General features: G+C 65.9%; 18 protein-coding genes. 8 read left to right on the top strand and 10 right to left on the bottom strand.

Annotated elements, in window-relative coordinates:
- Positions 1-94: 94 nt before the first annotated feature.
- From D3D02_RS12180 to D3D02_RS12165, 4 genes are all read right to left on the bottom strand, one after another.
- On the bottom strand, positions 95-850 hold the full coding sequence (locus tag D3D02_RS12180) for a hypothetical protein (protein ID WP_121570264.1): 756 nt from the start codon (positions 848-850) through the stop codon (positions 95-97).
- Positions 851-956: 106 nt separating this feature from the next.
- Positions 957-2,537 carry a vWA domain-containing protein gene (locus D3D02_RS12175; protein WP_121570263.1) on the bottom strand — a complete coding sequence of 527 codons (1,581 nt, stop codon included), beginning with the start codon at positions 2,535-2,537 and terminating at the stop codon, positions 957-959.
- A 118-nt stretch (positions 2,538-2,655) separates the two neighbouring features.
- Positions 2,656-4,110, bottom strand: a complete 1,455-nt coding sequence (locus D3D02_RS12170; RefSeq protein WP_121570262.1) for a VWA domain-containing protein — start codon at positions 4,108-4,110, stop codon at positions 2,656-2,658.
- A gap of 131 nt (positions 4,111-4,241) precedes the next feature.
- Positions 4,242-5,489, bottom strand: a complete 1,248-nt coding sequence (locus D3D02_RS12165) for a SipW-dependent-type signal peptide-containing protein (protein WP_121570261.1) — start codon at positions 5,487-5,489, stop codon at positions 4,242-4,244.
- Between the two features lie 428 nt (positions 5,490-5,917).
- On the opposite strand from D3D02_RS12165, the gene D3D02_RS12160 reads away from it, so the two are divergent.
- On the top strand, positions 5,918-6,454 hold the full coding sequence (locus tag D3D02_RS12160) for a hypothetical protein (RefSeq protein ID WP_121570260.1): 537 nt from the start codon (positions 5,918-5,920) through the stop codon (positions 6,452-6,454).
- Between the two features lie 133 nt (positions 6,455-6,587).
- On the opposite strand, the gene D3D02_RS12155 is transcribed toward D3D02_RS12160, so the two are convergent.
- Positions 6,588-7,400: a hypothetical protein gene (locus D3D02_RS12155; RefSeq protein WP_147435611.1), complete on the bottom strand. Its 813-nt coding sequence runs from the start codon at positions 7,398-7,400 to the stop codon at positions 6,588-6,590.
- Between the two features lie 158 nt (positions 7,401-7,558).
- Here D3D02_RS12155 and D3D02_RS12150 point away from each other — a divergent pair, with 158 nt between their 5' ends.
- Both D3D02_RS12150 and D3D02_RS12145 read left to right on the top strand, forming a co-directional pair.
- A complete protein-coding gene (locus D3D02_RS12150; protein ID WP_121570258.1) occupies positions 7,559-8,128 on the top strand; it encodes a hypothetical protein in 570 nt (189 codons plus the stop codon).
- Positions 8,129-8,184: 56 nt separating this feature from the next.
- On the top strand, positions 8,185-9,423 hold the full coding sequence (locus tag D3D02_RS12145) for a mandelate racemase/muconate lactonizing enzyme family protein (RefSeq protein WP_121570257.1): 1,239 nt from the start codon (positions 8,185-8,187) through the stop codon (positions 9,421-9,423).
- Positions 9,424-9,450: 27 nt separating this feature from the next.
- Here D3D02_RS12145 and D3D02_RS12140 read toward each other — a convergent pair whose 3' ends face one another.
- Positions 9,451-10,107, bottom strand: a complete 657-nt coding sequence (locus D3D02_RS12140) for a rubrerythrin family protein (protein ID WP_121570355.1) — start codon at positions 10,105-10,107, stop codon at positions 9,451-9,453.
- A 146-nt stretch (positions 10,108-10,253) separates the two neighbouring features.
- Between D3D02_RS12140 and D3D02_RS12135 the strand changes: the two genes are divergently transcribed.
- Positions 10,254-12,143, top strand: a complete 1,890-nt coding sequence (locus D3D02_RS12135) for a globin-coupled sensor protein (RefSeq protein WP_121570256.1) — start codon at positions 10,254-10,256, stop codon at positions 12,141-12,143.
- A 36-nt stretch (positions 12,144-12,179) separates the two neighbouring features.
- Here D3D02_RS12135 and D3D02_RS12130 read toward each other — a convergent pair whose 3' ends face one another.
- The 3 genes from D3D02_RS12130 to D3D02_RS12120 form a co-directional block, all read right to left on the bottom strand.
- Positions 12,180-12,506: a 2Fe-2S iron-sulfur cluster-binding protein gene (locus D3D02_RS12130; RefSeq protein ID WP_121570255.1), complete on the bottom strand. Its 327-nt coding sequence runs from the start codon at positions 12,504-12,506 to the stop codon at positions 12,180-12,182.
- A gap of 77 nt (positions 12,507-12,583) precedes the next feature.
- The gene (locus D3D02_RS12125) at positions 12,584-13,054 is read right to left on the bottom strand and encodes a universal stress protein (protein WP_121570254.1); all 471 of its coding nucleotides are present in this window, start codon (positions 13,052-13,054) and stop codon (positions 12,584-12,586) included.
- Between the two features lie 91 nt (positions 13,055-13,145).
- A complete protein-coding gene (locus D3D02_RS12120; protein WP_233560648.1) occupies positions 13,146-13,523 on the bottom strand; it encodes a hypothetical protein in 378 nt (125 codons plus the stop codon).
- Positions 13,524-13,693: 170 nt separating this feature from the next.
- Here D3D02_RS12120 and D3D02_RS12115 point away from each other — a divergent pair, with 170 nt between their 5' ends.
- Both D3D02_RS12115 and D3D02_RS12110 read left to right on the top strand, forming a co-directional pair.
- A complete protein-coding gene (locus D3D02_RS12115; RefSeq protein ID WP_121570253.1) occupies positions 13,694-15,412 on the top strand; it encodes a flippase activity-associated protein Agl23 in 1,719 nt (572 codons plus the stop codon).
- A gap of 59 nt (positions 15,413-15,471) precedes the next feature.
- On the top strand, positions 15,472-18,150 hold the full coding sequence (locus D3D02_RS12110) for a PAS domain S-box protein (RefSeq protein ID WP_158599362.1): 2,679 nt from the start codon (positions 15,472-15,474) through the stop codon (positions 18,148-18,150).
- Positions 18,151-18,183: 33 nt separating this feature from the next.
- On the opposite strand, the gene D3D02_RS12105 is transcribed toward D3D02_RS12110, so the two are convergent.
- The gene (locus tag D3D02_RS12105; RefSeq protein WP_121570251.1) at positions 18,184-19,137 is read right to left on the bottom strand and encodes a transcription initiation factor IIB family protein; all 954 of its coding nucleotides are present in this window, start codon (positions 19,135-19,137) and stop codon (positions 18,184-18,186) included.
- A gap of 100 nt (positions 19,138-19,237) precedes the next feature.
- Here D3D02_RS12105 and D3D02_RS12100 point away from each other — a divergent pair, with 100 nt between their 5' ends.
- Both D3D02_RS12100 and D3D02_RS12095 read left to right on the top strand, forming a co-directional pair.
- Positions 19,238-20,194, top strand: a complete 957-nt coding sequence (locus D3D02_RS12100) for a lamin tail domain-containing protein (RefSeq protein WP_394337726.1) — start codon at positions 19,238-19,240, stop codon at positions 20,192-20,194.
- A gap of 163 nt (positions 20,195-20,357) precedes the next feature.
- Positions 20,358-20,993, top strand: coding sequence for an METTL5 family protein (locus D3D02_RS12095; RefSeq protein ID WP_121570249.1), 636 nt, complete (start codon positions 20,358-20,360; stop codon positions 20,991-20,993).
- Positions 20,994-20,998: the final 5 nt, after the last annotated feature.

Here is a 20,998-nt window from a genome sequence, read left to right as displayed (position 1 = left end):
GTGGCGCGGAAGTGCATTCCTGCACGTAACGAGGCGTTAAACGCGCTGCACCGCGATGTGATCGCGCTGAGGCGCGACATATCTTGGACGGCGGTCATACGCGACACCTCCGAGCGGCGAACCCGACGGTGAACCGCGCACTGTCGCTCTGAACGACGTTGCCTGCGTCGATGGGAATCGCCCAGCGGAACGAGACGTAGACCGCCTCGCCGACCGTGAGACACGATTCACCATCTCGGGTGAGTCCGTACCCGCCATCGGCGAACGCAGGGTCGTCAGCGACCGTTGCGAGCGTACCCGACGCGATCACGTCGTCGCCGTCGGTCAGAAACGGGATGTCCTCGTTGCTGCCGTTCCCGGTCCCGATGCCCATATCGTTCCAGATCTCGATCTCGGTGGCGTCCTGCAGTTCGCCGACTGTGGGCGTCGTGTCGTTCGCCTCCCGTTCGGGCTCTGTGAGGCCGTTCTCAGCGGTTTCTGTCAGCGAGAAGAGGAGGGCTAGCTCGGCGGATCCGACGGTCTCGCCCTCCCCGGCGTCGACGAGCGTCGCCCGGAGCGTGACAGCCCCAGTATCGCCCGGCAGGACCGCTTCGTCGACGACGAGGCCGACGTCGCCCGTACGGTCGGTCGAGACCGCAGTCAGACCCGTGTCCTCGGTAACGACGCCGTTGACGGTCTCGCGCCAGTCGAGCGCGACCGCCGGTAACGAGTCGCCGGCCTGGATCTGCGCCGATTGGTTCAGTTCGACCGGCGCGAGTCCACTAGCCGCTCGCACCGGCCCCGCGCCGACCGCAACGAGGCCCGTGCCAGCGACCGCCGCGAGTATCTGTCGTCGTGTGGGTGTCTTCATTTTGAATCCGTTTCGAGAAGTCACACGCCGGAGCACGAACCGGTCGTCTACCGCACCTGCGCGGCAGCGATCCGGTGTTCCAGCAGTGATGCTCGCTTGCGTCGGTCTATGCCGCCTGGTCGACGCCGTCGTTGTGGCGGCACTGCTCGGTGTAGAACGACAGGTCGAACGCGACCGAGTCGCCCTGGAGTTCGTTCCCGGCTTCGAGGGGCAGAGACCACGCAAATCCGATGCAGTGGCCGACCTCGGGCTCGAAGCACTCGATCGTCTCGGGCGTCGTCCGGTCGCCGTCGAGGTGGATGCCGTCGCCGTCGAGCGCGCCCAGCGCCTCCGCGAGCGTCCCCTCGAAGAAGACGATCTCGCTGGTGAACAGGTCCGCCAGCGTCTGGAACGTCGACACGAGGTTCGTCGGGTCCGGGACGTCCCGGAAGTACGCGGGGTCGTCGCCGCTGCTATCCGCCGCACCGGCCATCTCGGTGAGGATGGCGTCGTTCGCGTCGGCACCGACACCGATGGTGTAGACGTTCGTCGCGGGTGCGGGCGAGGACGCGCGAGCGTCGTCCGCGGCACTCGTCGGGGAGGCGTACGGCGTGCCGTCGCCGCCCTGGAAGGAGTTGCCGTCCGAGAGGACGACGTTGATCGGCGTCGTGTCGACTCTGCCGTTGTTTGCGAGTTCCGCCTGGGCTTCGAGGACGCCCTCGCCGATGTACGTCCCCGTGCTGATGCCGGCGCCGCCCGAGGGGTCCGTCGTGCCCGCGCCGACGATGTCGGCGAGGACCTGCCGGAGGCCGTTGAGCGCGCCGCCGGGCGCGATGAGACCCGCGAGATCGGACGTCAGCGGCGACCCGAGTTCGATGTGGGGATCGCCGCCGGAGGAGCCGTTGAAGTAGACGACGCCGACCCGCGCGTCCGCGTCGGTGTCGATGAGCTCCTGCACGAGCGCCGCCGCACCGACCTCGGCCAAGTCGATCTTGGTCGTCTCGTCGTAGCCGAGAATTGGGTCGTCGTTGACGACGCCGCCGTACTGGCTGTACAGCATCGACCCGGAGACGTCGATCGTGAGCATAATGTCCGCACTGTTGAGGCGGTTGTCGCAGTTCTGATCGTACCACATCCGCACGTCGACGTTCTCCGCGAGGTCCGCGTCGTTCGCGTCGTCGCCTTCGGCGACCCGTTCGGGCTCGGTGTTCACACCGCCGCTCTCGACGATGTCCGCGGCACGCATCCAGATGTACCCTGGGTTGTCACAGAGGTGCAGGCTGAACGTGACCTCGCCTTTGTCGCCGGGCTTCACGTCGTCGAGTTCGATCAGGTGCTCCTGACCGTTGTAGCTGGCCGCGTAGTTCTGATCGAAGTTCGTACAGGTCAGGTAGTCGACGAGATTCCGACTCTCGTCGCCGTAGGTGTACGTTTCCCCGCCGATCTCGATCGACTGCTCGCCGTCGCCGTCGTGGTCCGGGTGCGCGTTGACGTACTCCCAGGACTCCGTCGGCCCGTAGTAGGACTGCTGCCAGTCGATCTTGAGATCAAGCGTCCCGGCAGTGAGCGTGTTGTTCTCGAACGATTCGGTGTCGTTGAAGTACGCGGTGGTGCCGAGGCCGGCGCCCGCCGAAGCGATGCCGACCGCGCCGAGGGCTCCGAGCACTTTGCGTCGCGAGAGTGCGTACGTCTGATCGTTGTCTGTCATAGGTGAGTTCCCCTGCGGGGGACACCCCGTCGCGGAGTCGAACCGCGTCGCGGCCGTGGCCGCTCGCAACCGAGGTTGCGAAGCACCGGCACGAGGTTGAACGTCGCCAGCACCCGTGCTACGGCGACGTGGTGTTCGTCTCGTTCGTCCCGCCAGCGACCCCGGGGCTGTCGCCCATCTCGTTGTGGCGCGACTGGACGGCGTTGAAGCCAACGTCGAAGGAGACACTGTCCGTCTGGACGTCGTTGCCGACCTCGATGGGGAGTTCCCACTCGAAGCCGACGCACTGGGTGGTCTGGCCGGGGTACGGCTGTCGACCATCGGCGGAGCGGTCGCCGTCGAGTTCGACGCCCTCTTCGAGGAGCGCCATCACGTCCGCGAGCGACCCCTCGGCGATCAGCAGTTCGCCCGCGAGGACGACCTGCGCGATCTCCGCGTAGACGGTGTCGAGATCGGCGGGGTTGGGCGCGATGAACGCGTCGTCGGGCGAGGTCGCGATGTCTTCGAGCAGGCCGGTGGCCGCGTTGCCGAGCGCGATCGTGAAGATGCGGATGCCCGCGTCCTTGGCGTCGTCGGCCTCACTGAGTGCAGCCGATGCGTTGGACTGGCCGTCGCTCAGCAGGATCATCACTTTCGACGCGCCAGCGGTGGCGTTCGTGCCGTTGAGCAGTTCGTCCGCCCCTTCGGCGATACCTGCGGCTATCGAGGTCCCGCCGCCCGCGGAGTAGCTGTTGATGGCGTTCTTGACCGCCTGGTAGTTCGTCGTCAGTTCCTGGTCCGTCGTCGCAGTGGTCGAAAACGAGATGGCGGCAGCCTCGTCCGGGCTGGAGAGGTTGTCGACGAACCCGTTCGCGGCGGTCTTCAGAGCCGAGAGCGGGGAGCCGCCCATCGACCCGGAAACGTCGCTGACGAGCGCGACTTCCAGTTCCTGCTGTTCACCGGTTCCGGTCGGCTCGTAGACGTTGTCGCAGTCTTCGTCGTACCAGACCCGAACCTGCATTCGGTCGGCGAGCTCGCCGATCTCGCCCGCGTTGAGGTCGTCGACGCCCATCTCGGGCTCGGTCATACCCATCTCCGCGTTCGAGCGGAGGCCACCGACCATCTCCAGCCAGCCGGGGTTGTCACAGATGTGGATGCTGATCGTCACCTCGCCGTAGTCGCCCGGCTTGACGTCCGTGAGCGTGAACACCGGGATGCCGTCGCCGTTGACGAGGAACTCGTCGGCCTCCGGCGAACAGAACTGGAACTCCTCGCCCGTCACGAAGTCTTCCCACGCCTGCATATCCGCCGGCGAGGGGGCCTGATCGAGGAGGTAGACGCCGTCGCCGAGGTCCTCGGCGTCCGGGTAGCCCATCGCTTTGATCGCGTCGAGCCGACCGGGGCCGCCCCTGTAGGTCGATTTGTAGTCGAGCTTGAGGTCGAGGCTCCCCGCCGTCAGCTGATTATTCTCGAACGTTTCGTCGTCCGTGAACAGCGCGCTCGTGCCGAGGCCGGCGCCGGCCGAGGCCACGCCGACCGCACCGAGTGCACCGAGGACTTTCCGCCGCGAGAGGTCGAATTCGTGTTCTGTCATTGGTCTGTGTTCGTCGTCCGGCCGCGGACGCTCCCCGTTCGGGGAAGACCCACCGACGGAGTCGAACCGTCACGACCCGCCGTCGGGTCGGTCCACCGGGGTGGGGGAAGCGCAGTGCAGGAACCGCCGGCTCAGATGACGTAGAGCGGGCCCTGCCACGGCTTGTCGTCGCCGGGCGTCGCGACCGCCTGCGTGGTGCTCGCGTTGCCGTCGACGATGTTCGCGATGACGCCGACGGAGCCGAATCCGGCCGTGTCCATTCGGATCACGTCGCCGTCGAGCATCGGGCTGAAGTCACCGATCGATGCCCCAGCGCTGTTGTTCGCGAGGACGAACGTGCCGTCGGACTCGAGCTTCACTTCGACACTGTAGGCGCCGCTCGAATCGCCGAGGAAGACGCCGACGTTGTCGCTGCCGGCGGTGTCAGCGGGGAAGGATTCCGCGAGACCGGAGAGGTCGACTTCGACGACGTTCTCGTTCGCACGGAGGGTGAAGGAGCCGGGGTAGCCGGCCTGTGCGTCGGCGGGCTGGGTGACGACCGTGCTCGACGCGTCGACGTCGACGAAGGGGCTCATCGGCGAGCCGTTGTGCCGCGACTGCTCGGCGACGAAGGTGAAGTCGAAGTCGAGGGCGTCGGTCTGGATCTCGTTGCCGATCTCGACCGGGAGCTCCCACTCGATGCAGAGACACGGGCCGGTCTGCGTCTCGACGTCGGGCGAGCCGGGGTACGGCTGCGGGCCTTCTTCGTTCCGCGCGATGTCCATCAGGAAGCCGAAGAGGAGTTCCTCGCTGAGGTCCGCGAGCGTGTAGTCTTCGGGGTTGTTCAGCGCCACCGGGTTGACGCAGTCGAAGCCGACGAGCTCTCCGTCCTCTTCGATGGGGGTGATACCTTCCGCGTACGAGATCGTGACCTGGATGGACTCGCTCAGTTCGCCGAACCCCGCGCCGTCGTTGGGGAGACCGATCGAGCCGCCGCCGCTCGCGTCGGCGTCCATCTCGGGTTCCGTCTGGCCGTTCTCGTAGTCGACGACGCCGCCCGAACCCAGCCAGAGCCAGGCGGGGTTGTCGACGATCTTCGGGCAGAACGCCAGCGCACCGCTGTCGCCCGGCTTGACGTCGGAGAGCTCGTACGCGTATATGGCGTCTCCTTCGCCGTCCACCTGTCCGCTGCTGGCACTGCTCCCGTAGCTGCCCTGGTCCGACGACGTCCAGTAGTCGACGAACAGGTCGAGGGAACCAGCCACCAGGGAGTTATTCTCGAACGACTCCTCGTCCGTGAACAGCGCGCTCGTACCGAGTCCTGCGCCCGCAGACGCGACGCCGATCGTTCCAAGAGCCGCCAGTGCCTTCCGTCGTGAGATTTCGAACCGTTCTGTCATGGTTTGTGTTCCCCCGTGGGGGATGCCCACCGGCGGAGTCGAACCGCCCTCGCGAGGACCGATCGTCGCTGGTCCGCCGCGGCGCCCTGAGTGGGTGTTTCCACACTCTACCCCCACCCCTCATACCCCCATAGCTAATTGCGAGTTTTCCTGGCTAACGGTACTCACGGGCTCTTAACGCGACGTTTTGGAGGCTCGTAGAACTCACAGACAACGGAATCGACTTCGGAGATCGACGAATCCGGGGCGGGCGGGGAATGACGGCATTGAACGGCAAATCAGAGTGGAATGACGATCTTGCTGCCGCCGAGTGAGATTCCAAGAGGATCGATCCGCGGTTAACGATACGTTCAGCGCTTCTGCTTTGTTTTCTTGAAGATGATTACTATATACTTGTGTGAGCAATGAATAATTACCCGAGGGCAGGTATGAGTTATAGATCACAATCCACGAGGCAAAGAATCTCAGAAACGGATATTCACGACTTACTTCGCAACGATCGACGCCGATACGCGATCAAGTACCTCCAGGATCGCGGGCGCGAGGTGATGCTCCGGGACCTCGCCGAAGAGATCGCCGAAATCGAGACGGGGGAATCACCGGCGCCGCGGAACATCCGCGACAGTGTCTACATCTCGCTGCACCAGAGTCATCTGCCTCGACTGGATTCGGCCGGCGTCGTCGACTACGATCGTAATCGAAAGACGATCAGACTCCGCAAGGAGGCACGCACGGTCGACGTGTATATGGAGGTCGTGACGAAGTACGGCGTCACCTGGGCGACGTACTACCGGACGCTGGGAACGCTCGCGCTGTTTCTCGTCGTGCTCTCGCTCACCGGCGTGCCGTTGTTCGCTGCGGTCGACCCGCTCGTCTTCGCGAGCGCGTTCCTCGCGATCATCGCAGGCTCGGCGCTCTATCAGATCTGGTCACATCGGTGGTTCTACCTCTCTCGGCTGTCCTGAACGCTCGTTCACCGCCCGCGCTATTGTCCCACTGCCCGAACCGCCGACCGAACCCGTCCGTAGCCATAACGGATCCGACAGAGAAATACGATCGATTGCTGCTTTGACCGAGTCGCGTTACTGTCTCCTCACGTCACTCTACCTGGATTTCACCCGGCGGGAGCCGCGCCTCGAACACCCGCGTCCCACACTCGTTACACGTCGCGGCGACGACCTCGAAGGAGCGACAACACGACTCGACCGTCTCCCCGTCGAGCGAAATCACTCCACTGCAGGCGGGGCAGCGATCGAGCCATAATCGAAGCGCGCCGAGCACCTCCAAACGCGCCTCGTCGGTGAACCTCCGCCAGGCCGCCGTGCGGTCACGAAGCACTGCGTCCGCGGCGCAGTCAGCGAGGAACGCGGCTTCTGACTCCCACTTGCCGACTGTCACCGAATCGGCCATCGCGACGAACGCGTGCGATCGCCGCGCTGTCGAAACGGGCTGGTCGCCGGCGGTGCTCTCGAAGAGTAACTCGACCGCTTCATCCGGGTTTACCCGGTCGATCTGCTCGAACCACGCATCCCGAAACCTCGGCGAGAGACACAGGTCCCCGCCACCTCGGCACGGTTCGAGAGCGTCGACGTCGACCAGAAACCGCTCGATATCGACGACTGCGGGCGGTCCCGCGCCGAACGCGACCCCCGGTGTGTCGTGCCCGTCGAACAGTTGGAGCACCGAATCGGGGAGATACCGCTTGGTCAGCGTCGGCGTTCCCGGCACGAGGTACCCGCGGAAATAGATCGCCGCAAGTCCGACCACGCCGACCGGTACGCTGACGAAACTGATGCCGACAGCCAGGACTCCGGTTAATGCGACGTTGACGGCAGTACATGCGAGACATCTGTTCGGTCCCGTGTACTCCGGCCGTCGCCACTGTATCCTCCGCTCGCCGACGATCCTCATCACGCGAATGCTTCGCAGGGTGGCGGCATAGCTAATCACCGCATAAGTGACGGAGCCGGTATTCCCGTGCTACCTGACGTGATAATCTCGTAACACGAAGGGAGATACTTATGCTGTCGAAAAATAATGTCCGTTACGTGAAACCTTCTGGCGTTAGTGTGCGGCCCGCGACACTCGACCCAGAACCCGACGGGTCGATAGAGGCCCTCTCCGAGGAGGAACTCTTCGAGGTGCTCGCGAATCACCGGCGGCGGTACGTGTTGCGGGTTCTTTCGGGGTCGGACGCCCACGACATCGGGTCGCTGGCGGAGACAGTCGCCGCCTGGGAGAAGGGAACGACCGTCGAGCGAGTCACTCGCGAGGACCGAAAGTCGGTCTATACGGCACTCCAACAGCTTCATCTGCCGAAACTTCACAACGCCGGGCTCGTCGTCTACGACAAAGACCGCGGAACGGTTCGGCCGACAGCCGCCAAAGAGGAGGTCAATATTTATCTGGACGTCGTGCGGGGCAACGACCTCCCCTGGCACGAGTACTATCTGGCGCTGTCAGCCGTCAGCGCCGCCCTCCTGCTCGTCGCGTGGCTCGATTTCTTCCCCTTCGGGCTGCTCCCCGACGCCGGCTGGGCGGGACTCGTCGTACTCAGTTTCTTCGTCTCCGCCGTGTTTCACTACCGGTCACACGAGCAGGCGCGAATCGGCGTTCGCAACCGTCCGCCGCCGGAGTGAGATCGACTGCCGGCCGACGACCAAAGACTTTCACTGTACCGAGTAAACCGACTGCTATGGGAACGGATTACTCCGAGCTGCACGACCCGAACGCGGAGTACACGATGCGAGAGCTCTCCGCGGAGACTATGGGCGTGACGGCGAGACGCGGTGGCGGCCGCGACGTCGAGATCACCGACGTGCAGACGACGATGGTCGACGGGAACTTTCCGTGGACGCTCGTGCGCGTCTACACCGACGCCGGCATCGTCGGGACCGGCGAGGCCTACTGGGGGGCCGGCGTGCCGGAGCTCATCCAGCGGATGAAGCCGATGATCGTCGGGGAGAACCCCCTCGACATCGACCGGTTGTACGAACACCTGATCCAGAAGATGTCCGGCGAGGGCTCCGTCGAGGGCGTCACCGTCACGGCTATCTCCGGTATCGAGGTCGCCCTGCACGACCTCGCGGGGAAGATTCTCGAACTCCCGGCGTACCAACTGCTCGGCGGCAAGTACCGCGACGAGATGCGTGTCTACTGTGACTGCCACACCGAAGACGAGGCCGATCCGGAGGCCTGCGCCGACGAGGCCGAGCGGGTCGTCGAGGAACTCGGCTACGACGCGCTGAAGTTCGACCTCGACGTGCCCTCGGGGCTGGAAAAAGACCGCGCCAACCGGCATCTCCGCCCCGGGGAGATCCGGCACAAAGCCGAGATCGTCGAGCAGGTCACAGAGCGCGTGAAGGACCGCGCCGACGTCGCCTTCGACTGCCACTGGACGTTCTCGGGTGGGTCCGCAAAGCGCCTCGCGGCCGCGATCGAAGACTTCGACGTCTGGTGGCTCGAAGACCCCGTCCCGCCGGAGAATCTCGACGTTCAAGAGGAAGTCACGAAGTCGACGACGACGCCAATCACCGTCGGCGAGAACCGCTATCGCGTCACGGAGGTGCGCCGGCTGATCGAAAATCAGGCGGTCGACATCGTCGCCCCCGACCTGCCGAAAGTCGGCGGGATGCGTGAGACGCGGAAGATCGCCGACGTCGCGAACCAGTATTACGTTCCCGTCGCGATGCACAACGTCGCCTCGCCCGTCGCCACGATGGCGGCTGCCCACGTCGGCGCGGCGATTCCGAACGCACTGGCCGTCGAGTATCACTCCTACGAACTCGGCTGGTGGGACGAACTCGTCGAGGAGACGGTTATCGAGAACGGCTCGATCGAGGTCCCCGAAACGCCCGGTCTCGGTGTGACGCTCGATATGGACGCCGTCGCGGAGCGAATGGTGGACGGCGAGGAGTTGTTCGACGAGGCGTAGGGGCGGCCCGATTCGAACTGCCCGCTCTCACCCGCTGTTCGACACTGCCGGGTCGATACCCAGCCGCCGAAGCGCGTCGGCCGTGTCGTCGCCGGCCAACCGGATCGTGTACGTCGCGACGAGCCTGGCGGTCTCCCACGCCGAATCGCTCGCACACCGCGTTTCGAGCAGTGAGATGCCGTCGTCGAGGACGGCCGCCGTCTCCGCGCGGAGGTCTCGAAAGAGACCCGCGCGCCGGTCGTCGCCGCGGGCGGTGAAGAAGGACACGAGCCGCTCGTGGGTCCGGAGCGTGACCAGTGGACGGCCGACCATCCCGCCGGCGATGCGCTCGACAGTCGCGTCACGGGCGCGGAGATACGCGTGCATCGGCCCTGGGGGCCCGCTCTCGGGGCTCCAGCCGTCCAGTTCGCTCGCGACCCGGCTGCGGTGTTCCGTCTCCTGCTCGGCGACCGACTCGAACGCAGCGCGGGCGTCGTCGTCTCCCTCGTCTTCGGTCCACTGTCGGAACGTTTCCCGCGCCGCGTGTTCGCTCGCTGCGGCGGCAACGAGCAGCGCCTCGGGAACCGGATCGCCCCCGGCGGCCGCGTAGAGAAACTGTTCGGACCCGAGCAGCGCCAGCGACGAAGCTTCCGCTGATTCGACTTTCTCACGGAGCCAGTCTCCGTCGCGAGCTTCGCGGCTCATATCGAAAACGAGCGGTCGCAGCACCTAACGGTTTCTGCCGCCGTTGCGACAGTGCGTCGCACGCGCCGCACCGTCGTCGGCGGAGGAGTATCAGACCTGATACCGGGGAGCGAACAATCTTATGTCGAGATGTTGGTCCCCTACATATGAACGACCGAGGCGTCGTAGTAACCGACGACACGAGGGGCCTCGTCGACGGCGACGAGCTAATCGACGCATTGGGAATCGACGAGTCAGAACGGGAGTGGCGCAAGTCCTTCGTTCGCCTCACGGAGGCGGACAAAGAGCGGATGCGTGCGCTCGAACCGACGTTCGACGACATAGCCGACGAGATCGTCGACGAGTTTTACGACCACCTGACGAGCGATCCTCGGGCCACTGAGGTCCTCGGTCGGTCGAGCAAGGGCGTCGATCAACTGAAAAAGACCCAATCACAGTATCTGCGCTCGCTCGCCAGCGGCGAGTACGGTCGGGACTACTTCGCACAACGCGCTCGCATCGGCAAGATCCACAATATGTTGGATATGGGGCCGAAGTTCTATCTCGGCGCGTACAGCATCTACTACGACGGTCTGATGTCGGCTATCGGGGATGCGGTCAAAGAGGAGTTCGGTGGCTCCGCTCAGAGCGACACGGACCGATCTGCTTCCACGACGCAGTCCGGCGGGGACGACACCGACCACGCAACCGACGGCCTGTTCTCACGGATTGTCGGCGGCGCGAACGAACGCGGCGACGAGGGCGGAGCGGGCGGTGCCGACGCTGTTGCCGACGCCGACACGAACGGCGACGTCGACGCCGCAGTCGACGCCGTGGTCGACCGGGCCAGTTCGCTCCTCAAAGTGCTCGCGATCGATCAACAGATCGCGATGGACACCTACATTCACGCCTACAGCGAGGAGGCGCGCCGCGAGGCGGAACACCGCGAGGAGTTGGCCCGCGAGGTCAAACAGGACCTCAAAGACCCGATCGAAGACGTCTCCTCGGCCTCGTCGGTCGTCGCCGAACGCTCCGCGACGATCCGCGACATCGCAAACGACCAGGCGGGCGATATGGAGGAGGTCGCCGCGGAGGTCTCACAGATGAGTGCGACCGTCGAGGAGATCGCTGCGACCGCCGAGGACGTCGAAAACACGAGCGACGAGGCGGTCTCGCGTGCGCGCTCCGGCGAGACCGCCGCCGACGAGGCGATCGACGTGATGGAGGAAGTCGCAGACGCCGCGAATCAGGCCTCAGCCGATCTCGAACGGCTCCAGGCCCAGATCGACGAGGTCGACGAAGTCATCGAAGCGATCGACGAGATCGCAGAACAGACGAATCTGCTCGCACTGAACGCCTCGATCGAGGCCGCGCGGGCGGGCGAAGCGGGCGACGGGTTCGCCGTCGTCGCCGACGAGGTGAAACAACTCGCCGAGGAGTCCCGACAGCGCGCAAGCGACGTCGAGGAGACGGTCGGCCGCGTCCAAACCGACGCCGCCGAGACGATCGAGAGCCTCTCGGAGACAACCGACAAACTCCACGAGGGTATCGACCGCGGTGAGGACGCGATGGACAGCCTCGACGAGATCGTCGACGCGGTCGAGCGAACGACCGAAGGAATCGCCGAGGTCGCGACCGCGACCGACGAACAGGCGGTCAGCGCCGAGGAGGTGACGGCGATGGTCGAGACGACGCGCGAGCGCTCCGAAGAGATCGCAGACCGCGTCGACGACGTCGCGGAAGCCAGCCGCGAACAGACCCAGCGAATGGACACGATTCAGGACGCCGCGGATCGCCTCGTTACGGCCGACAGCGACGCCGAGTCGACCGGCTCCGGAGGGAGTGGGATGCCCTCTGACCTCGATTTCGACGCCGAACCGCCGGCTGGAATCGACACGTCAGACGCGGATGGCCCACCGCGTGAGGTCCTCTCGAACGGCAGTTCGATCGAGAACGGCGAGGACTCTGAATCCGACGAGTCGTTCGCGTTCGTGGGAACCGATGGCGGCGTCTCTGTTAGCGGGCCCGGAGACGACACGGACCGATCCGACAAATAGGGTTCTCTCGCTCTTCTCCCCGCCAGGGAAGCGACCTCAGTCGTCGTCCGCTGCAGCAGCGGCGCCGGCCGCGTCTTGCTCGATGCTCGGTGGGTAGACGCCGCGCTTCAGCTTCAGGTCGCTCTGCGGGCGGGCCATACACGTCAGCGCGTAGTCTTCCCGCTCCTCGTCGGTGAGCCCACGTGCGGCAGGTTGGGTGACCTCGCCCTCGACGATCTCCGCCGAACAGGCGAGACACATCCCGACGCGGCAGGAGTACTCCTGGGCGATGCCCGCTTCCAGACAGGCCTTGAGAATCGTCTGCTTGTCCGACACGTCGACGGTCTCGCCGGTGCCGACGAACTCGACGGTGTACTCGGTCATACCTCGCCGTTCGGTGGACCGTTTCAAAACTCTTTGCGAAGCGGTCGCGTCCCGGTCGTGTCGGCGTTTCGACCGGATTATACCTCGTCGACCGCGGGGCCGCCGTCGGCTTCCGCCTCTTTGTCCTCCGATCGGACCGTCATCACCGGCGCGTCGGCGGTGCGGACGACCTTCTCGGCGACGCTCCCAAGGAGGAAGCGGCCGACGCCGGTTCGGCCGTGCGTCCCCATCACGACGAGGTCGATTCCTTCCTCGGCCACGTAGTCGACGATGACGCGGTGTGCGATACCCGTCTCGACAGTCGTGACGACGTCCACGCCGACCTCTTCGCCGCGCTCTTCGACCTTCTCGACCGCGCTGTTGCCTTCCTCTTGAAGAGCCTCGATGACGATATCCGAGCCCATCTCCAGCGAGGAGTACGCACCCGTGTCGACGACGTACAGCGCGTGTACCGTCGCGTCGTACTGTTTCGCGAGTTCGATGGCGTGTTCGACTGCGCCCTCGGTCGCGGCGCTTCCGTCAGTCGGAACGAGAATCTTGTCGTACATCGTCTCACCCGGCCCTACGTCGCGAAGGTTTTAGAAGGTACGCTCGATTGTCATCCGGTTTCGTCGGCCGTCGATCCGTCCTCGTCGACAGCTACTCGTCCTCGGCTCCGGTAGCACCGTCGGCGTCGGCCGACTGGTCGACCTGCGGTTCGTACGTTCCTGGTGCGTTCTCGGCCGTCATCTCCTCGGGGTCGTCGCCGCGGAACCGAAGGATGGCCGCCTCGCAGGCCTGCAAGCCGTCGACGCGCTCGACGCCGTCGTCGAGGGCGACGGTCTCGACGACGGTCCACGACTCCGCGTCGGCGTCGAAGGCGAGTCCTTTCACCCACTCACCGGTGGCGACGAGCACCCCGGAGGCGCGGCCCTCGTCCTCGATCGGGACGGCCAGTTCGAGCGCCTCGGCGTCGTTCAGTTGGAGCAGTTCCTGGGGTTCCAGCGGCCGCGGCGGCAGCGCGTCGACGACGGTCATACCCGCGCTGGGTCGGGACGCCGTTTGTGCGTTGCGGATCGGCTCGACGGTCGCAGTCGTGACTGTGTGGATCGACCCGGGACGTCGCGGTCGTCGCTGACGGAGACACGGTCGGTGTCGGCGGCCCCTGGATCACAAAGTTTCTACCCTCCGGGCCGCGATGGATCGCTATGTCTCGCGAGGGCGACGCCGCGCCCGGAGGTTCCGAGCGAACGCCGGTGTCGCTCGCCGGCCTCTCGTTCCGACGTGACCGCGTTCTCGGCGTCGTCGTCGCCCTCGCGTTCGCTGGCCTCCTCGTCCGACTCGTCGGCCTCGGCGCGCGCCCGTTTCACTGGGACGAGGCGCGTGTCGGCTACTGGACGCTCCGCTATCTCGACACCGGTGCCTACCAGTACCGTCCGATCGCCGGCGGCCCGCTGCTCCCGCTCGTCGGTCGCACGCTGTTCGCCCTCGTCGGCGTCTCAGAGTGGGTCGCCAGACTCCCGATCGCCGTCTTGGGGGCGGCGCTCCCGCTCGTCGCACTGCTCTTTCGCGACCGTCTCGACGACGCCGAAACGGTCCTGTTCGCCGCTCTCCTCGCGTTTCAGCCGCTCGTCCTCTACTACTCACGCTTCCTCCGCGGCGACGTGCCGCTTGCGCTGTTCGGCTTCGCGTTCGTCGGCTTCGCCCTGCGGGCGTGGGACCGCGACAGCCGACGCGACGCATACGCTGCCACCGTCACACTGGCGCTCGCGGCGTCGGCATCCGGATTCGCTGCCGGCTATCTCTGCTGTTGGCTCGCGGCGTGGGTCCTCGTCGTCGAGCAGCGCAGCGTCGCCGCCGACGGCGGAGCGAGCGCCCGAGCGGCGGTGGCAGCGCTCCGAGCGCGACTCGCGGGGACGACGACGGCGGCCGCCCGCGCCGCGCTGCTTTTCGTCGGGACGACCGTCTTTCTGTTCGCCCCCCGGGCAGGTCCCGGCGTCGACGTCGGACTCTACGATCCGACGGAGTTCCACCTCGCGATCTACGAGGGGACGGTCGGCGCGCTCTGGCGCTTCGTCGGCGTCCGCGTCGTCAACCGCTATCCCGACGGTACGCACTCGCTGCTCCCGTACCTCGGCGACGCGGCTGGAGCCCTGACTGCGGTCGCGCTCCCGGTCGTCGCCGTCGGCGTCGGAACCACGCTCTGGGTGCGCTACGCGTCGGCCCGCCGGCCGCTGGTCGAGGGCGTCGGCTACTGGGGGCTTCTGGCGGTCGTCCTGTTCCCGACGATCGCGGAGGTCTCCGCCTCGTGGACGCTCGTGCACGTCGTCGTCCCGCTGTCGCTCCCCGCGGCGGTCGGCTTCGCAGCGCTCCTCCGCCGCGGAGTCGCTGCCGCATCCGGTCCCGACGTCGATACCGGAACCGTCGTCGCGGTCGCACTCGTCGTCCTCGCGGTCGTCGCGCAGGTGGGTGCCGTCACCGCCGGAAGCGTCTACGGGCCGTCGGACCGCGACAACCGACTCGCGCAGTTCGCCCAGCCGAGTGACGACCTCGAACCGATCGAAGCGGCGGCACGCGCTGCTGCCGACGGCGACTCGTCGACGGCAGAAGTTCTCTACGTCGGTGCGGCGTACCACGTCACGCCTGACCGGACGACCCGGTTCCCACCGGTGAGCGACGCCTGGGGGAACCGACTGCCGCTGCCGTGGTACGTCGAAGCGGCGGGCGCGGACGCGACGAGCACGGCGAACGTCTCGACGTTCGGTTCGGCGTACGCGAACGCGTCGGAACCGCCAGTCGTGATCGCTGCGCCCACACACCGAACCGAGCTCGCGGAGCGACTCGGATCTGACTACGAGGCGACGACGTACCGCCTTGGCCTGTGGAACCGCGAGGTCGTCGTGTTCACGGCCCCAGAGAGACGATGACCCACCCGTCGGAATCAAACTGCCCCATTTATACCAACAGTAGCCAAAGTCCACTTGGTATGACTGGCGGGATACGAGTGTTGCACGTCGACGACGACCCCAACTTCTTAGACCTCACGTCGACGGTGCTCGCTCGGCAGGACGACCGCCTGGAAGTCGTCACTGAATCTGTCGCGGCCAGCGGTCTCGAACGGCTCACGGACGGCGGGGCGTCGTTCGACTGCGTCGTCTCGGACTATCAGATGCCCGAAATGAACGGGCTCGAACTGCTGGAGGCGGTCCGCGAGCAGGCTCCCGACCTCCCGTTCATCCTCTTCACCGGCGAGGGGAGCGAGTCGATCGCGAGCGACGCCATCACACGCGGCGCGACGGACTACCTCCGGAAGGGCACACAACTCGAGCAGTACGAACTCCTCGCCAACCGGATCACGAACGCCGTCGAACGGTACCGCAGCGCCCAGCGCGCGGCCGAACTCGAACGGATCCGTCGCGTGCGCAGCGAGATCAATCGGGCCGTCGTACACGCCGACACCCGAACGGAGATCGAACGCCAAACGTGCCAGCTCATCAGCGAGGCCGACCCCTATCGCTTCGCGTGGATCGGCAGGCACGACGCGGACGCGAACGCCGTCGACCCCGTTGCCGCCGCGGGCGTCGATCAGGGCTATCTAGACGCCATCGAGATCACGACCGACAGCGGTCTAGAAGAGTCCGGTCCCACCGCGAAGGCCGTCCTGACGCGGGAACTCTCGGTCGTACAGAACATCCCGGAAGACGCGACGTACGAACCGTGGCGCGCCCACGCGCTCGACCGCGGCTATCGGTCCAGCGCGGCCATTCCGCTGGTGTACGACGACGGCCTCCACGGCGTTCTCAACGTCTATGCGGACCGAACGAACGCCTTCGACGCGCAGGAACGCGACCTCCTCTCGGAACTGGGCGCGGACGTCGCACACGCACTCCACCGCGTCGATGCCGACGCCCACCGCGAGCGCTACGAGCGATTAGTCGACGCGTCCTCGGCCGGCATCTTCCGGGCGACCCCCGACCCGAACGGCCGGATCGTCGAGGCGAATGCGACGCTCGCGACGTTACTCGGCGCTGACACTCCCGAAAGAGTCACGGGGCACGCCGTCGAGGACTTCGTTCGCGGGGCAGCAGACCTGGCCGAACTACGCCGTCGACTCGACCGCGACGGAGTCGTGCAGAACTACGACGTGCCGATTCGGACGCTGACAGGCGAACACCGCTGGGGGTCTCTCACGCTTCTGAAGACCGAAGAACCCGACGGCACGTACGTCGATGGAATCGTCCGAGACGTCACAGAACGCAAAGAGCGCGACCGCTCGCTTCGACTCTTTCGGGAGGCCATCGAAGCGTCGGGGCACTCGGTGTACTTCACGAAGCGAGACGGCACGATCGTCTACGTGAACCCGGCGTTCGAGCAGACGACGGGATACGACGCCGACCAAGTACTCGGACAGAACCCGCGGATATTGAAGTCCAACGAGCACGATCGGGAGTTCTACGAGGAGTTGTGGGGGACGATTCTGGACGGCGACGTCTGGCGAAGCGAGATCGTCAACAAGACGAAATCCGGCGATCGATACGTCGTCGATCAGACGATCGCCCCGGTCGAAAGCGAGGACGGCGATATCGAGCGCTTCGTCGCGGTCAACGCCGATATATCCAAACAGAAGGAGCGCCAACAGGAACTCGAACGGAGCAGAGAACGGCTCCGGGCGCTCTTTGAGGAGTCGCCGGACGCGATCACCGTCCACGATGTCGAGGGGAACGTCGTCGACGTCAACCGACAGAACGTCGAGAACCTCGGGCACTCGCGGGAGACGCTGCTCTCGATGAACGTCGCCGAAATCGAGGCGGACCACTCCGCCGACGAACTCCGGACCGTCTGGGACGACGCCGCCATCGGAGAGCGGATAAAGCTTCAGGGCCGGCACCGACGGCGCGACGGCACGACTTTCCCCGTCGAGGTCTGGATCACGAAGATCAGATTTCACGGTAACGAGCGGTTCATCGCGTTCAGCCGCGACGTCTCCGAGCGTCACGAGTACGAACAGGAACTCGAACGGCAGATCGACCGCCTCGAACAGTTCGCGACGGTCGTCAGCCACGACCTGCGCAATCCGCTGAACGTGGCCGAAGGGCGGATCGATCTGGTCCAGTCGGAACGTGCGAGTGACCGCCTGAACGCGGAGGCCGGAGCGGAGCATCTAGACGTCGCCGCGGAGGCGCTCAAACGGATGGAGGAACTGATCGAAGACCTGCTCGTGCTAGCGCGCGAAGGGGGTCGCGCGAACGCGACCGACGCCGTCGCGCTCGGCAACCTGATGGACGAGTGCTGGCGAACCGTCTCGACGGCGGAGGCGTCGCTCGTGATCGACACGGACCGCACGATCATCGCGGATCCGGCGCGGCTCCGGCAACTGTTCGAGAACCTCCTCCGCAACGCCATCGAACACGCGGGCGAAGACGTGACGATCACGATCGGCGACGTCGACGGCGGCTTCTACGTCGCCGACGACGGCCCCGGCATCCCCGCTGAGGAGCGCGAGGACGTGTTCGCGACCGGCTACTCGACCGCGGACGACGGGACCGGGCTCGGACTCAACATCGTCGATCAGATCGCCGAAGCACACGGCTGGACCGTCACCGTCACCGAGAGCGAGACCGGCGGGGCGCGATTCGAGATCACGGGCGTCGAAGTCCAGGAGTGAGCGCGGGTCGGGCCTGAGAGGAGAGGAGACCGTTCAGCGGAAGCCCATCGCTTCGATCTGCTCTTGATAGCGATTCCGGATGGTGACTTCCGTCACCTGCGCGACGTCGGCGACCTCGCGCTGGGTCTTCTTCTCGTTGCAGAGCAGTGACGCTGCATAGATCGCCGCGGCCGCGAATCCCGTCGGCGACTTCCCCGAGAGGAGGCCCTGTTCTGCGGAGACGTCGATGATCTCGGTCGCCTTCGATTGGACCTCCTCGCTCAGCCCGAGCGAGGAGGCGAAGCGGGGGACGAACTGCTTTGGGTCGACCGGCTTCAGCTCGAGGCCGAGTTCCTGGGAGATGTAGCGATACGTCCGACCGATCTCCTTCTGTGGAACGCGCGAGACCTCCGCGACTTCGTCGAGCGAGCGCGGGATGCCTTCCTGCCGGCAGGCGGCGTAGAGCGCGGAGGTGGCGACGCCTTCGATGGAGCGGCCGCGGATGAGGTCCTCGTTGAGCGCGCGTCGATAGATGACCGACGCGACCTCCCGTACCGATCGTGGTACGCCCAGCGCCGACGCCATCCGGTCGATCTCCGAGAGCGCGAACTGGAGGTTGCGCTCGCCCGCGTCCTTGGTCCGGATGCGCTCCTGCCACTTCCGTAGTCGGTGCATCTGCGAGCGCTTCTCCGAGGAGAGCGAGCGCCCGTAGGCGTCTTTGTCCTTCCAGTCGATCGTCGTCGTCAGCCCCCGGTCGTGCATCGTCTCCGTGATCGGCGCGCCCACGCGGGACTTCGACTGCCGCTCGGAGTGGTTGAACGCCCGCCACTCGGGCCCGCGGTCGATCTGTTGTTCGTCCAAAACTAAGCCGCAGTCGTCACACACCAACTCCCCCTGATCGGCGTCCGTGACGATGTCCGACGACTCGCACTCCGGGCAGACGAGTCGCTCGTCGTCTGTCTGTTCGGTCTCCTGCTCTCGCTGGCGCTGACGACGCGAACGTTCCATTATAAGGTTTGTGGTGAAGGGTCTATTTAAGCCTTTGTGACAGAATCTCTAGACTACTCTGCGAACGCGACCCCCAAGCGGTATATGTCCCGGTCACTCGATGGCAGGTATGCGCGCTGTAACCCTCGTCGCCCTGCTTCTCGTGGTCGCCTCCGGGTGTCTCGGCGGGACGCCGGGAGCGGGTGCCGGGCCGACGGAATCGGCGGCCACCGCGGCGCCGGTCGAGGGCGACGAAGTCACGGTCACGGAGGTCGTCGACGGCGACACGATAAAAGTCGCGTATCCGAACGGGACGCGCGAGACTGTCCGGTTGCTGGGCGTCGACACGCCCGAGGTGTACGGTGAGAACACCCCTGACGAGTTCGAGGGCATCCCCGAGACGACCGCCGGAGCGGCGTGTCTCGGCCGGGCCGGCGAGGACGCCTCGGCGTACGCGAAAGACCGACTCGCGGGCGAATCCGTGACGCTCGTCTTCGACGAGCAGTCGGATCGACGGGGCTACTACGGGCGGTTGCTCGCGTACGTCTACGTCGACGGCGAGTCGTTCAACTACGCCCTGCTGAGAGAGGGCCACGCTCGCGTGTACGAGAGTACCTTTACCGAACGTGAACGATACGAGGACATAGAAGTGACGGCGCGCGAGTCCCGTCGTGGGCTGTGGTCCTGTATCGAGGGTGACGTGACGGCGACTGCGAGCGAAACTACCGCGCTCGCCGACGGTGGTGAAGGGCCGCTCGCGATCGACACGCTTCACGCCGACGCGGAGGGCAACGACAACGAGAATCTGAACGACGAGTACGTCGTCTTGCGCAACGTGGGTGAGGAGCGTCTCGACCTCTCGGGGTGGACCGTCACCGACGAGGCCGACCACACCTACACCGTCCCCGAGGGCACCACGCTCGATCCCGGCGCGACGCTGACGCTTCGGACCGGGTCCGGAACGGACAGCGACTCGACGCTGTACTGGGGAGCCAGCGGCGCGATCTGGAACAACGGCGGAGACGTGGTCACCGTCCGCGATGAGAGCGGATCGACCGTCGTTCGGCGCTCGTACTGACGCGCGACGGCAACGCCGCGTGCTACCCGGCTGCCGAATAACTCCCCGTTTTCGAGAAGCCTTTTTGTATTATCGGAGGGTATTTCATCGCGATGAGACCGAACTTCGCGCCGCACCGTCTCGCGAGCGGGAGCCTCCGCAGCGCCTCACGGAGGTGGCTCTGATGGCGACGAAGTCGGCACTGGAGACGCAACTGGCTGTCGTCGCGGGCTTCGAGGACCCGCGTGCGGACCTCGAACAGTATCCGACGCCCCCGGAGTTAGCCGCCCACGTCGTTCACGTCGCCGACCTGAACGGCGACATCGAGGACCGACTCGTCGTCGACCTCGGGACCGGAACGGGAATGTTAGCGCTCGGTGCCGCGCTCCGCGGCCCGTCCCGGGTGGTCGGCGTCGACGTCGACCGGACAGCGTTGACGACGGCCACGGCGAACCGACGACGCGTCGGGACGAAGACCTCGATCGACTGGGTGCTCGCCGACGCGACGCGCGCACCGCTGTGTCCCGCCGAACCGACGACCGTGTTGATGAATCCGCCCTTCGGCGCCCAGCGCGGCAACGAACACGCCGATCGGGCGTTCCTCGAAACCGCCGCTCGGCTCGCCGACGTGTCGTATTCGGTCCACAACGGCGGTTCACAGGAGTTCATCGAAGCATTCGCCGCCGACCACGGCGGCGCGGTGACGCACGCCTTCCGCGCGACGCTCTCGCTCGATCGGCAGTTCGAGTTCCACGACGCGGACTCCGAAGACATCGACGCCGAGGTGTACCGGATCGAGTGGTCCGGCGGAGACGAGTAAGGCGC

It is taken from the genome of Halobellus sp. Atlit-38R, from assembly GCF_003665925.1.
Classification (GTDB): domain Archaea; phylum Halobacteriota; class Halobacteria; order Halobacteriales; family Haloferacaceae; genus Haloquadratum; species Haloquadratum inordinatus.
This window is presented reverse-complemented; position numbering and strand designations above follow the sequence as displayed.